The organism is Bordetella tumbae (genome assembly GCF_965139195.1).
Classification (GTDB): domain Bacteria; phylum Pseudomonadota; class Gammaproteobacteria; order Burkholderiales; family Burkholderiaceae_B; genus Bordetella_A; species Bordetella_A tumbae.
This window is the reverse complement of record NZ_CBCSJH010000021.1, coordinates 30,744-43,584: the sequence shown is the minus strand read 5'-3', so window position 1 is coordinate 43,584 and position 12,841 is coordinate 30,744. Positions and strand designations below refer to the sequence as shown.

Genomic DNA, 12,841 nt, shown 5'->3' with positions numbered 1-12,841 from the left:
GCTAGAAAAAAAGAGAGCTGTTCACTGTTGCCACGGCTTCACCGTCCACAGCTCGCGTAACTGCCGATCGACGGCTTTCAGACTGGCGATGTAGTCGTCGCGTTTGAGATAGCGCAGGGGTTGAAAAGAAGCCTTGGCGCGGCTGAGATAGGTTTGATCGTGATTGCATTCGTCCACGGCCCGGCTCAGATCGGCGATCACCTCGGCCGGCATACCGCGTGGTCCCGCCAATCCACGCATCGAGCCGCCAATGACCTCATATCCTGCGTCGTGAAACGTGGGGATGTCTGGTGCCTGCTCGGCCCGTTTGTCACCCATCACGCCTACAATGCGCCAGGGTTTGCCGTTGGCAAATGTGATGGCTTCACCCAGGTTGGCCATTGTGCTGTCAACGACTTTGCCTAGCAGTGCCACACTGGCGGGAGCGGCTCCTTGGAATGGCACGGGAGAAAGTTGAATACCCGCTGCATGTTCAAGCGAGAGCGCGGAGATATGTCCCGCGGAGCCGACGCCTTGTGTGCCAACGGTGATTTCACCGGGTTTGGCTTTGGCTGCGGCGATCAAGTCCTGGATCGAATGGATGGGACTGTCTGCATGGACACTGATCGTGCCGGGGTCTTCAACCAGGTTGGCAATAAAGTCGAAACTCTCTAGCGTATAGGCCGTTTTGCGTTCGATAGGCAGGCTGATCACGCCAGGAGTATTGACCAGACCGATTGTGTAGCCGTCGGGCTCGGCTCGGGCCAAAGCCGTCAGGCCGATATCACCCGAAGCGCCCGGTTTGTTGAGGACGACAATGCGAGCCGAATCGAGCTTGGTTTCCATGCAGGCGGCAATCGTGCGGGCCGTTTGATCCGAACCCGCGCCAGCCGGAAACGGCACGATGAGATTGATGGGATGAGCGGGGTAGGCTGCCGAACACAGTGAGGGCAGGGCAAGCAGGGCGCAGCAGAGGACTTGTTTCATGGTATGGGACTCCAAGGGATTCAGCGGTTCCATGGGGATGTTTTCCACAGGGCCTGGAATTGCGTCTGCTGTTCCTGCAGTGCCCTGTTGTACTCGTCTCCGGGAATCACCCTGATGTCTTGCTCTGCCTTGCGTGCGTCCTCGATGAATAAAGGATCGTTGGCAGCTTTTGTTATTAATGCGGCGACTTGATGTTGACGTTGTGCCGTGATGGCAGCAGGTGCACCGATGCCGCGCAGTGAGCCGGCTTGTAACGCGTAGCCGGCTTCTGCCAGCGTCGGCACGTCGGGAGCCGTGGTGGATCGCGTCGCTTTCATGACGCCTAACGTGCGCCAGCGCGAACCTTGAGAAAAGGCCAACGCTTCACTGAGATTCGCGGCTGCAATATCAATGTGTTTGCTAAGCAGCGCGGTGCGTACGTCGGCGGTCCCTTTGAATGGGACATGGCGTAGCTTGATGCCAGCGGCCTGTTCGAGCATAAGCATGGCGATATGCCCGGCCGAGCCTATGCCTGCTGTCCCATATGTCAGGCCCTCCGGATTGCGTTTGGCGGCCTCTACTAGGTCGGAAATGGAGAGGATAGGCCGATCGGCATGTACGCTGAATGTCGCGGGGTCATCGACCAGATTGGCGATGAGGGCGAACGAAGTCAGATCGAATTGGGCTTGCCGTTCGATGGGGATGGTCAGCACATTGGGTGTGTTGATGATGCCTAATGTGTAGCCATCGGGCTCGGATCTGGCTACATAGCTCATCCCGATTTCGCCACCTGCGCCAGGCTTGTTCAACACTGTTACGGGTTGACCTGATTGCCGCTCCAATGCACGGGCAAAAAGACGAGCGGTCAGGTCGGTGCCGCCCGCCGCGGTGAACGGCACCACCAGCGTGATGGGTTTATGTGGAAAGTCCTGAGCAAATGCCGGTGAGCACGCGATCACGCTATGGATCGCGAGCAGCCCGGATAAGACGCAAAAGCGGTGCATGGCCCCTCCGGATAGGAAGAAAGTGAAAGTGGATTACTTACACTCAGGCCATGATCAGCCCGGCGATGGCGCCGGGATCTTTGTACGAAGACCTCTTTCGAAAAAGCGGATATGCATCATGATTAAAACCCCTTGTGATTTTTTAAGCTTTTGAATTCAAACAAAAACTTTTGCCTTGTCCGTATTCTTCGACACGTCAGGCGTGGTAGGCATCAACGGAAATTGAACCATTTCGTCTAGCCTGGAGAAGATGGTATATATAGATCGAGTAATTGAAAAACTCTATTTTTTTGTGTGATTCACAAATATTATTTGTGTACCTATGTTGAAAGAGCTTCGCACACTGGTGGCCGTCGCCAAGCACGGCAGTATCACGGCCGCTGCACAGCACATCGGCTTGACTCAGGCCGCTGCCAGCGCGCAGATCCAGCGCCTGGAAGAGTCTTTGCAGACATCGCTGTTTGATCGCAGAGGACGCCAAGTGAAGCTCAATGCTGCCGGTGCCGACGCTGTGGCGCGAGCGACCCAGATACTGCATCTTTATGACGAGCTATGCGATCAGTCCCAACGCACGGCGCTGCGTGGGCATTTGCGATTGGGGGCGATTCAGAGCATGCAGCGTCAATACCTGCCTCGCATCATTCAGGCATTGGTCGGTGAGTACCCTGATGTCAGTACACATCTGGAGCTGGGAGGCTCGATGCCGCTGTTAACCCTGGTCGATCACGGCAAGCTCGATGCTGCGATCGTGGTAAAGCCTTTCTTCGCTTTGCCACCAGAGTTGAAATGGGTACCTTTACTGCAGGAACCATTCAAAGTGATCTGCCCAGCGAATGTCGCGGGCGATGATTGGCGGCAGATTCTAAAAACATTGCCCTTTATCCGTTATGACAGCGCGTCCTTTGGCGGACGGGTCGTCGATCGTTTTTTGCAGAGCCAGCGTCTGGTGCCTAAATACCAGGTGGAGTCACAGGATGTAGACGCCATTCTTGAAATGGTGGCGTCTGGGCTGGGCGCCGCGCTGGTGCCGATAAAGGACGTGGGGCGTCATCAAGCATCCGTTCGCGTTCTCGATCTGGGAGAGCACCAACTGCATCGTGAGGTTGGTGTCGTTCATCCGGCCAACCAACGGCAGGCGCAACTCGTGGCGCAATTTGTGCGCATCACCTGCGAACAGATTCGCGAATCGGCGTTCGTGCATCCATTGTTGGAGTGAAATCGACTGTGAGGTCGCTGAGATCAAGTGGGCGTTGATGTAGACAATGCCCATACGCTGTCTGGACGCCCACGCATCGCGCGCCGCGCTGTCATGCGTGCCAGCCAAGCCCATGCAACCGAGGCCAATAGTGCCGTCGCATCCACGCCCAACGGAGCCACAGTGCCGTATGCCCACCAACCCAGCGATGGCATTGCCCACGCCACCAGCGACGTGAGCGGAATGGCGAGCGTACTCAACGACGCCAGCCACAGCAGGTGCACGCTGGCGCGAGCCGCGCCGACGTAAAAACTCCAGGCGATGCAGGCAAAGAACGCCACGTAATAGACGGCCATATGCCATGCGGCCAGATCGGCGACGATGCCGTGCAGCCATTTGCCTGCGGCCACACTCAGGGATATGCCGCATACACAACCCAGACAGACGCCAATGGTGGCGGCTGCCATTCCCCGCGTCGGCTTCGTTTGCACCGGCATGGGTTGTCCCTTGCGTTGGGCTTTGCGCCGCGATTCGATCCAAAGCAGATTCCCCGAGTAAAACAGGAACGCACCCGCCAGGCCCAGTACGAAGTACAGCCAACGCACTGGCGTGCCGCCAAAATTGGCAAAGTGCAGAGTAAAGAAACTGGTCAGGGTGACTGCCGCTGGGGATTGTTGGCCGGGCAATAATTCGGTATCCAGAATGTTTCCCGAATACGGATCGACTCTGACGAGTCCTCCTTGATCCGATCGCGCGATGTCTTTGTCGTCAAAGCCCCAGATGCGCACGGTGGCTCGAGGGCCCGTGACCTGGGTGTATTGCATTGTCTTGGGCACAAAATCGGGGGCGATGGCCTTGACCTTTGCCAGCAGCGCCGCGGGCGGCAGCATGTCCGCGGGATTGCGCGGTACGGGTTTGGCCTGTACGTCCGGTTGGGCTGGGGGTGCAGGCCCACGCCAGATGGATTCGAGTTTGCCGCCATGAATCATCGGGTCCTGGATCGCGAAAATATCGTCGTGAAAGGCGAACACGATCGAGGTCAACGCCATAATGATGTGAAAAGGCAGACTGGCCAGGCCGATCAGGTTGTGCGCATCGAGCCACATGCGCTTCAGATTCGGCCCGATGTGCAGGGCGAACAGACTCTTGGCCAGCGTGGGCAGCAGCACAATGAGGCCCGAGACCAGTGCGATCGCATAGAGTGCGGCGATGACGCCCATGACGCGGCGATAGGGATCGATATCCTCGGGCAGCCCGACGACGCGATGCAGCGTATCGATAAATTCAGGCAGAGCCGAGGGCGTATGTTGTTCGACCACGACGCGATCGTTTGCGAGGCGCGCGGCAAAGTGCTGTGCATTGGCTTGCCCGTCGTGGCCGGAGGGCAGGGCTCCCGCAGAGAGTTCTCGCCAGGAAAGCGGGGCAGGGACGTTTTCGCTGGCCTGCAGATACAGCATGAACTCGCGGCTGGCTTGCGGACGTTCCTGTAATACTTGCTCGATCAGTCGAGGGGCATCAGCCAGTGTGGCGGATTCGAGACCAGGCGAGGGCGGCGATACCCAACGCGCGATGGGCTCTTTGAATACCGTCAGTGCGCCAGCATAAAACGCAATGAACAGCGCCATGCCGGAAATGATGCCGGTCCAGGTATGCAGGCTCTTGTAAAGGCGAACGATGTCGGGACGAACCATGGATGAACTGTGTTGCGATGTCAGGGCGTGGATACGGTGGACGTGGTCATGTGGCCGGCCATGTCAGGGCGTCGGGGCAGCGGACGTCGTCGCGTACCGCACCACGTCAGGCGCATAGAGCAGCGCATAGGCCAACAGCGTGGCCGCGCCCAGCCACAGCCAGGTGCGCAGGCCATTGCGAAATAAATAGCACAGACTGAGTACGCCCATCCAGACGGGCGGCACGATCCACATCGCAAATTGGGCGGCGATCATGGGTGTGGCCGACGACAGACGCATGACGGCGCCGCCGGCCGCGAGCGCGAGCGCCAATCCCAGCACCGTGCCGGCAATGGTTTTAGAGACCCAGTCTCGTTGTATTTTTGCGGGACGCTCAGTCATGCGTGTCGTCATCTTGCCGATGAGTCTGGCGGGCTCGCCAGACAGGGCCGATCGCGGGGATCAGGCTAAAGGTCAGCATCAGCAGCGTCGCAATGACAAAAACAGATGCCACTGGCCGCATGGCTTGCCACGCGGCCCAGAATGATGCGGCGATGAGCGCCAACCCAAGCCAGCCACAACCTGCCGGCAGGCGGCGCCCCTCGCGCCATTCCTGATTGGGATGACGGAGTACGACGCAGATCGTGCCGAGGGTTCCCAATAGGAGAGCGAGTGCCAGCATGATCAGAACGCGATGGTGGCCGACAGGCGGAAGGTCCGAGGCGCCGACAGCATGGCAAAATTATCGTTGAAGACGCCCGACCAATAGTCGTGATCAAACACGTTGTCGACATAGGCGCGGAACGTGACGGGCGTGTTCTGGATTCTGGTGGCGTAGGCCGCACCGACGTCAAAGCGATACCAGGCGGGCAGTTTGATGGTGTTGGTCGAGTTCAGATATTGTTCGCCCACGCGTGTCACACGGCCATTCAGGCTCAAGCCTTGTACGGGAGTGCGCCATTCTGCGCCCAGCGTGATGGCGGTCTTCGGCACACCGTAGACCGTATTGCCTTGCAGGGCCTCGGTGTTGCGATGGTAGCGGGCATCGGTGTAGGTGAAACCGCCCAGCAGCGAAACGGTGTCCGTCAGTTGGCCGGAGAAACTCCACTCGAAACCCTGGTTACGCTGCTCTCCGTCCACGCTCTGCGTGTTGGTGTCGGCGTTCGTGACGACCGACGGCTGCTCGATGCGGAATAGACTGAAGGTGTTCAGCATACTGTCCGAACGGATCTTGAGGCCGATTTCGCCTTGCTTGGTGCGATAGGGTGAAAACTGTTCGCCTGCATTGGCATAGCCCGTACCGACGGTAGCGCCAGGAGAGAGGCCTTCGATGTAGTTCGCGTAGAGCGCCACATCGTCGCCCCAGGGTTTATAGACGACGCCGAAAGCCGGGGTGATCGTTGATTTTTTGCTGTCCGAGACTTTCTGCTCGACGCTTTGATAGCGTGCGCCCAGTGTGACCAGCAGCTTGTCGTCGAATATCCCCATCGTGTCAGCCAGCGCGACACCTTTGTAAACGTTGTCGGTGTTGAGGGCGGCGCCGTTGGGGCCTACCGGGACATCGGGTGAGACCGGGTCGTAGATATTCTGCGCCCAGCCAGTGTTGGCGGTGTTGGACAACCAGTATTTATAGGTCATTTGGTTCAGCGCCATGGTGACCTTGTGCGAGACGGGGCCGGTTTGCAACTGTGTTTTCAGGCCGAGCTCTGCCGTGCGCGTGTGCGTGATGCTATTGATGTTGTAGACGTACCCCGTGGCGTCGCCGTCCTCGTTGTTCACGACAACGCGTGTGCCGAACTGCAAGCCGTTCGCTACGGTGTTGGCGGCGCCAAAGGCGGCATAGGCGCTGGTCTTATCGTTGAATTGATATTCGCCTCGCATCAAGAAACCCGAGGTCCGCGAGTAACCGCGCGTGCCGCGGAACATATTCGTGCTGGAGTCAGGCGGACTGACCAGGTAGCCCAGTTTGGCCATGGAATACTGCGCGGGGCTGCCGTTCTCGATGTCCTCGCGGTTGGAATACGCATCCAGTTGCAGATTGAAGTCGTCGCCTTGATAGTCCAGCGCCAGCGCGCCTAGCGTGCGGCCTTTCTTTTGGCCGGATACGCCAGTCTCGCCGTTGCCATAGACCCCGTTGAATCGGATGCCCCATCGGTCATCGTCACCGAACCGCCGGCCCAGGTCGACCTGTTGCTGAAAGTACGATTTCGATGAGTACGTGGTGGTGAATTCGGTAATGGGCTTGCTGCCGGCGCGTTTGGTCACCAGATTGATCATGCCGCCGACGCCGCCGCTAGGCGAAATGCCGCCCAGCATGGCGTTGGGGCCGTTCAGGACTTCGACGCGCTCGATGAACTCCATGGGCACGTGGCTGATGGGCAATATGCCGTACATGCCGTTCAGGCCGATATCCGTTGCCGTGACGCCAAAACCGCGAATGGTGAAGTTCTCGATCAGATGCCCGCCGTTGGTCGTGTACTGCACCGACGGATCGTTCAGCAGCACATCGCCCAGGCTCATGGCAATCTGGTCTTGGGCCAACTCGGATGTATACGACTTGACGCTGAAGGCCGCATCCATGACGTTGGCGTTGCCCAGTATCCCGAGCCGCGCGCCTGTGGCGGTCTTGCCGCCAGGTGCGACCGCAGGCAGGTTGTTATCGCTTTCGCTCGTGCCAGTGACTTTGACGTCTGGCAGCGTCACCGTCGCCTCCGTGGCGTTTTGAGATTGGGCCGTGGCAGACAGATGGGCGCCCATCATGGCAAGGGCGGACAAGCAGGCAAGCGTGGTGACGCGTCGGTTCGGGAGGCGGGGTGTCATCGGAAAAATGGGATGCGAGGGCGTGGATCCTCCTGCCGCATTGTTGGGGACGGTACGATCGGCTGGCAGGGAGGATATAAAGCCCTTGAATTCTAAACAAGAATCAATCTTATAATCGAATTTTAAAAAATTCTTTCTTCTATGCGATTTTGTGTCAATATTGACAGTTAGCTGAAAAAGTGAGGCTGGGCGCATGCCGTCCAGAGGGCTGGTGACACGCCATCAGCGCAAGACTCGCATATCAAATATGACTACAGAACAGATTCACATCGCCGGGCGTATTGGGGCGGCTTTGCTGGGCGGCTATGTCTTTACCTGGGGTGGGATCGCCCTGGGCGTGGCAGGCCTGTTTGCGGCAGGGATGGAGTTTCACGATGCCGAACACCTGTGCAACATCTTGGGATTCCTGGTGTTCCTGGTGGTTTTTTTATGGGCGTTTGCCGCTCGCAGCATGCCGCGCGTGTGGCTGGTGCTATTAGGCGGAGGCGGGCTGATGACGGCATCGGCTTCTTTGATTCAGCACATGTTGGTCTGAACCGACGAAAATTAAAAAGAGATCGGAGCCTCTATGTTCCAGAATTTACGCCTCAGTATGGCTTGGTTGCACACCTGGTTCGGCCTTGTGCTCGGGTTTGTGTTGATGATTGTGTTCTTCTTTGGCGCCTTGTCGGTATTTGACCGCGAGATCGATCGGTGGGCGATCCCGTCCTCGCGTTTCGAGGCGCAGCCCATGCCGTCGTTTGATCAGGTGCTCAAGCCCGTTTTCGAAACGATGCAGCCCTCGGCCGAACGGATCGATCAACTGCGCAACAAGGTCAATGGCCCGGTTCCCACGCACTTTACGACGCCGTCAGTCTGGGGCGCGTACACCACGCATCGGGATCCCGTGCTGGGGTTGTTTGTCGGCTATGAAGTGCCCAATGCCAAAGAGCACGATACGCGTGTGTTTGCGCTGCGTACGATTGATCCCCGTTCCGGAGTGTCTCTGCCGGACGACAGGCTCAAGATAGGCAGCAGCTTTTTCTATCCTATGCACTACAGCCTGACGTTTTATTGGAAGAATGTCGGCTATTGGATCGTAGGGTTGGCGGCACTGATCATGTTAGCGGCCCTGGTCAGCGGTGTGATCATGCATCGCAAGCTGTTTCGGGAGCTGTTCACTTTCCGGCCCAACAAGAACAAACAGCGCAGCCTGCTCGATCTGCACAATCTCACCGGCGTGGTGGCGTTGCCGTTCCATTTCTTCTTTGCCTTTACCGGCCTGGTGATATTTGCGGGGATTTATTTTCCCATCACGCATACGCAGCTGGAGCCGTTGCACGAGCTGCACGAGCGTCTGGATGCCGAGGAAACGGGATTGCCGCATGACCGGGCCGGCGTTGCTGCGCCGATGGCTTCTGTCGATGCGATGGTCGTCGAGGCGCAACGCCGCTGGGCAGAAAAGGGCATGGCCGGAGAGGTCGGGTTCCTGGCGATGCGGCACGTCGGTGACGCGAATGGCTACGTCAGTGTTTACCGCGCCGGCACGGATCGTATCGCCTTGACCGGCGAGGGGATTCACTTCAAGGCGTCCACGGGTGAGCTGTTGCGCGAGGATCCGCCAAGCAGTGCGGTCGATAGCGTGAACGAGTTTCTGACTGGTCTGCATTTGCAGCACTTCCGTCATTGGCTATTGCGATGGCTGTATGTGTTGGGCGGGCTGATGGGATGCGTGTGCATCGCCACGGGCTTTTTATTCTTTGTCGAAAAACGCAAACGGCAACACGCCAAGCAGGGCAGTCAAGGGGCGCGCGTGGTAGACGCGTTGGCGGTGACCACCGTGACAGGCATGGTGGTCGCGACCTTGGGGATTTTGATTGCCAATCGATTGCTGCCTGATTCCATGGGAGCGGGCTGGCCGGAACGGCAGGCGATGGAACGCTATATTTTCTGGGGTGTCTGGGCGTTCGCCATGGTGCATGCGTTTTGGCGGTCGGGGCCGGTCGCGCAGGGACGGTTGAATCCGGCGTGGCGCGAGCAATGCCTGGCGGTGGCCGGTTTGGCCGTCGTCGCGGTGTTGCTCAATTGGGCCACGACGGGCGATCACTTGCTGCGTACGCTGGGTGCGGGCTACTGGCCGGTGGCGGGAGTGGACCTGTTCATGTTGGCGGGTGCAGTCGTCGCTTTATTTGCCGCTCGCAAACTGAAGCAGCGCGCGCAACGGGTGCCCGTGTTGCAGCCTGAGTCCTCGGGGCCTGCCCATGCCTGATAGCTTGGTGTTGTTGTTTGCCTTTGTGCTCGCCCTTGCCGGGATGGGGTGGCTGGCATTGGCGATGGAGGCGCACTGGGAGCAAGTCTATGGCGAGGTTGCATGCTCGCCGGCATTAGGGCGACGGCTCCGGTGGCTGGGCGGACTATCCCTGCTAGGGGCTTTGATGCTGTGTCTGGCGGTGGATCACGCGACGATGGCGGCGCTGGTGTGGTTTATGACCTTGGCTGCTGCGGCGCTGGTCGTCGCCTTTATGCTGTCGTGGCGCGCGCGTTGGTTGGCGGTATTGCTACCGGGAATTCGTACCGAGCTGAACTAGACGCGAGCGGGCTCGGGTTGCCCTGAGCTCGCTCGCTCACGCTGTGCGTTTAGCAGCGTTGTTCGTTCAGCTTGTTGATTAGATTGTTGAAATCCTGGGTAAAGCTCTGCGCGTCCATTTGCATCGGGCCCATGAGCATGCCTTGGCCGCGCTGGTAGTCTCCGCGAGCGGCGTGCGCAATCGCGTTGCGGCCGCTGCTCAGAAAGCTGTTCATCGCCATCGTCACGCTGGAGCAGCCACCGGGCTTGGCTTCGGTCACTTTCTTGTTCCAGCCGTCCACCATCTCAGCGGTCTTGTTCAGGCTTTCCTTGAGAGCGTCCGTGGCTTTCTGTTCGCCCTTGGTTTCAAAGAAGGCGTCCGAACGATTGGCGGCCTCCTTGGCGTACACGATCAGGCCGGCGCGGTAATACTCGATAGTGTCTTTGGGAGCCTTTTCAAAGGCCGCGCGCGTGTTGATTTCATCACGCTTGGCGATCGCCTCAAAGAACGCGTTCTGGGTCTTGGCGACCTCGGTGAGCGCGGCGACAAATTCCGCTTCTTTTTCCTGAGCTTTTTTGCTGTCATCGGCCAGATAGCCTTTTGATTCCGCGTAGTTGCTCAGCTCGGCATTGATAGGCTCGAGCTTGGCCAAGGCTTCTTTCAGCGGCTTTCCAGTTGCGTCGAGCTCGGGCAAGTTGCCGGGCAGGGCCAGGGCCTTGTCCAGCTCCTCGCGCGTGGCTTTGATGTTATAGGTGCTGACCACAGAATAATTGGTCAGAGGCTTTTTATTCTTGATATCGTCCGCGTAGTATTTCAAGTGATCAGCGAGATCCTTGGCAAACGAATTGCCGTTGGCCGCGTCGATGAACGCGTTGTACTTGATGATGTCCTGTTGCTCCGCGGACACCTGCGCAGCTTCGGGTTGTTGGGCGGCCTGTTTGTTGTCGTCATTGCAGCCGCTCAGAATCAGCGTGCCCGCAACAACGAGGGCAGCAAACAGGGGTTTCATTTGAAAAGACATATAGACTCCAACACAGTTGCCGGCCTGACGGCAAGCTGCGTCATTTAACGTAGTGGTGGAACAAGACAACCGTCGTATTCAGATTTTCGTCAGGAACATTGACGCATCGCGGCGCACAGGCGAGAGACCCGCGCAAGAGACTGATGAGGAAACATCAGACAGAGAGAGAACGGTGCTGACAGGGCAATGCCACTATTCATGACACCGGGCCGGCCATGCGCAATCGGATGGCCATTTACTGCTGCGAAAAAAATATGCATATCGACGGTCAGGCTTAACATCGCCTAAAGGCGCTTTTGTCAGCCTATGAGGCAGGCGGGAGTGTACGCCTTAAATAGGGATGGATCAGCTGCATGACAACAAAAGAACCGTAAAGATACGTTTAGTTATTCGTGTGCATCAAATTGATGCATATGCGCAGGCATGGCGAAAAAAATCTGGATATGATTCGGCGCGATGCGCACGTTCAATGCCGCGTTCTCATTTATCCAAGGAAAAGAAGATGTTCCCCTCTCGCATATTTTCGGCTTTCTTCATGGCGGTATTCGCTCTGGCCTTGACGGCATGCTCCGGTGGCAAGCCCGAGTCGACAGTAGAAACTTTTTACGAGGCCGCCGCAAAGGGTGATGTAGAAAAAGCCACACAGCAAATCTCATTTTCGAGCGTTCCCGCCGCGCAGATGATGGCTGCCAAAGGAAAAGTGCAAATGATCGTCGGCGAGATGCAGGCACGCATCCAGGCGAACGACGGTTTGGACAGCGTAGAGACCCTGGAATCGAAGATCAACGAAGAGGGAAAACTGGCCACCGTCCGCTCCAAGGTCAAATTCAAGAACGGCAAGGAACAGACTGAAAACCATCGCCTGATCAAAGAAGACGACAGCTGGAAAATCCTGTTGAAATGATTTCGGTCCGTCTACATCGGCTAGCCGCGCTATGTCTCGGCGGCTGCCTGATACTGACACAAGCCTATGCAGATCAAGTGGTATTGCCCGACGCGGCGCAGCCAGGCGATCTGATTTTTCGCGAAGGCACCGAGCCCGTCAGCGATGCCGTCATGGCAGTAGACGGCGGTCCATTCAGTCATGTGGGAATGCTGATCGGCCAGCCGGGCGATTGGCATGTGCTGCACGCAACCCCCTCCGAGGTACCGGGCCGGCCAGACGGCGTCGTGTCCGATACCTTGGCGTTCTTCGTCGACCCCAAGCGCTCAAAACGCTATGCCATCTATCACGTGGACGCCGATGCGACGCATCGCACCCAAGCAGTCCAAGACGCGCAGACCATGTTGGGCAAACCCTTTCGCGTGGCAGACCCGACCGGAACGTACTGCACAGTTTTAGTGTGGAATGCCTGGCGCCAAGCCGGCATAGATCTCGACGTGCCCTTCACCCAATTGAATTTGCCATTACTGAACGGCGAATACCTATTGCCCAGTTCATTGCTAGCATCAAAGAAACTACATCCACTCACACCCCAGCCCCAGCCCAAGGCCCAGGCGAAGCCATCATCCGCTATGTGAGCACAACGCCAGCCAGGGGCTGCCTTGTACAGGCGGTGCCGGCCCGTTGAGTCCGCCGAGCCAGTCTCATCAGGCGGGGGGAAGTCGGCTGGGCATGTTTGAGCGNAGCGAGTTTGGCC

13 protein-coding genes are annotated in these 12,841 nt (G+C 58.0%); 6 read left to right on the top strand and 7 right to left on the bottom strand.

Annotated elements, in window-relative coordinates:
• Positions 1 to 21: 21 nt before the first annotated feature.
• Both ACNA0J_RS19465 and ACNA0J_RS19460 read right to left on the bottom strand, forming a co-directional pair.
• On the bottom strand, positions 22 to 966 hold the full coding sequence (locus tag ACNA0J_RS19465) for a tripartite tricarboxylate transporter substrate binding protein (RefSeq protein ID WP_415820515.1): 945 nt from the start codon (positions 964 to 966) through the stop codon (positions 22 to 24).
• A gap of 20 nt (positions 967 to 986) precedes the next feature.
• The gene (locus ACNA0J_RS19460) at positions 987 to 1,949 is read right to left on the bottom strand and encodes a tripartite tricarboxylate transporter substrate binding protein (RefSeq protein WP_415820513.1); all 963 of its coding nucleotides are present in this window, start codon (positions 1,947 to 1,949) and stop codon (positions 987 to 989) included.
• Positions 1,950 to 2,271: 322 nt separating this feature from the next.
• On the opposite strand from ACNA0J_RS19460, the gene ACNA0J_RS19455 reads away from it, so the two are divergent.
• The gene (locus ACNA0J_RS19455) at positions 2,272 to 3,165 is read left to right on the top strand and encodes a LysR family transcriptional regulator (RefSeq protein ID WP_415820512.1); all 894 of its coding nucleotides are present in this window, start codon (positions 2,272 to 2,274) and stop codon (positions 3,163 to 3,165) included.
• A gap of 23 nt (positions 3,166 to 3,188) precedes the next feature.
• Here the strand turns inward: ACNA0J_RS19455 and ACNA0J_RS19450 are convergent, their stop codons facing one another.
• The 4 genes from ACNA0J_RS19450 to ACNA0J_RS19435 form a co-directional block, all read right to left on the bottom strand.
• On the bottom strand, positions 3,189 to 4,835 hold the full coding sequence (locus tag ACNA0J_RS19450; protein WP_415820511.1) for a PepSY-associated TM helix domain-containing protein: 1,647 nt from the start codon (positions 4,833 to 4,835) through the stop codon (positions 3,189 to 3,191).
• A gap of 63 nt (positions 4,836 to 4,898) precedes the next feature.
• Positions 4,899 to 5,216 (bottom strand): hypothetical protein, encoded by a 318-nt coding sequence (locus ACNA0J_RS19445; protein ID WP_415820510.1) that lies wholly within the window; start codon positions 5,214 to 5,216, stop codon positions 4,899 to 4,901.
• Entirely contained in the window at positions 5,209 to 5,496 is a 288-nt protein-coding gene (locus ACNA0J_RS19440) for a hypothetical protein (protein ID WP_415820509.1), read from the bottom strand. The genes ACNA0J_RS19445 and ACNA0J_RS19440 overlap by 8 nt, the downstream gene beginning before the upstream one ends.
• 2 nt (positions 5,497 to 5,498) lie before the next feature.
• Entirely contained in the window at positions 5,499 to 7,517 is a 2,019-nt protein-coding gene (locus ACNA0J_RS19435; RefSeq protein ID WP_415820508.1) for a TonB-dependent receptor, read from the bottom strand.
• A gap of 364 nt (positions 7,518 to 7,881) precedes the next feature.
• Here ACNA0J_RS19435 and ACNA0J_RS19430 point away from each other — a divergent pair, with 364 nt between their 5' ends.
• The 3 genes from ACNA0J_RS19430 to ACNA0J_RS19420 are packed head-to-tail and all read left to right on the top strand — an operon-like array spanning position 7,882 to position 10,201.
• Positions 7,882 to 8,169, top strand: coding sequence for an iron uptake protein (locus ACNA0J_RS19430; RefSeq protein ID WP_094822418.1), 288 nt, complete (start codon positions 7,882 to 7,884; stop codon positions 8,167 to 8,169).
• 33 nt (positions 8,170 to 8,202) lie between these two features.
• On the top strand, positions 8,203 to 9,882 hold the full coding sequence (locus ACNA0J_RS19425) for a PepSY-associated TM helix domain-containing protein (protein ID WP_415820507.1): 1,680 nt from the start codon (positions 8,203 to 8,205) through the stop codon (positions 9,880 to 9,882).
• On the top strand, positions 9,875 to 10,201 hold the full coding sequence (locus tag ACNA0J_RS19420; protein ID WP_415820506.1) for a DUF3325 domain-containing protein: 327 nt from the start codon (positions 9,875 to 9,877) through the stop codon (positions 10,199 to 10,201). Before ACNA0J_RS19425 ends, ACNA0J_RS19420 begins: the two co-directional genes overlap by 8 nt.
• Before the next feature lie 49 nt (positions 10,202 to 10,250).
• On the opposite strand, the gene ACNA0J_RS19415 is transcribed toward ACNA0J_RS19420, so the two are convergent.
• The gene (locus ACNA0J_RS19415; RefSeq protein ID WP_415820505.1) at positions 10,251 to 11,201 is read right to left on the bottom strand and encodes a DUF3829 domain-containing protein; all 951 of its coding nucleotides are present in this window, start codon (positions 11,199 to 11,201) and stop codon (positions 10,251 to 10,253) included.
• A gap of 340 nt (positions 11,202 to 11,541) precedes the next feature.
• On the opposite strand from ACNA0J_RS19415, the gene ACNA0J_RS19410 reads away from it, so the two are divergent.
• Positions 11,542 to 12,105, top strand: a complete 564-nt coding sequence (locus ACNA0J_RS19410) for a DUF4878 domain-containing protein (protein ID WP_415820504.1) — start codon at positions 11,542 to 11,544, stop codon at positions 12,103 to 12,105.
• Positions 12,102 to 12,722 carry a YiiX/YebB-like N1pC/P60 family cysteine hydrolase gene (locus tag ACNA0J_RS19405; protein ID WP_415820503.1) on the top strand — a complete coding sequence of 207 codons (621 nt, stop codon included), beginning with the start codon at positions 12,102 to 12,104 and terminating at the stop codon, positions 12,720 to 12,722. The genes ACNA0J_RS19410 and ACNA0J_RS19405 overlap by 4 nt, the downstream gene beginning before the upstream one ends.
• Positions 12,723 to 12,841 lie beyond the last annotated feature (119 nt).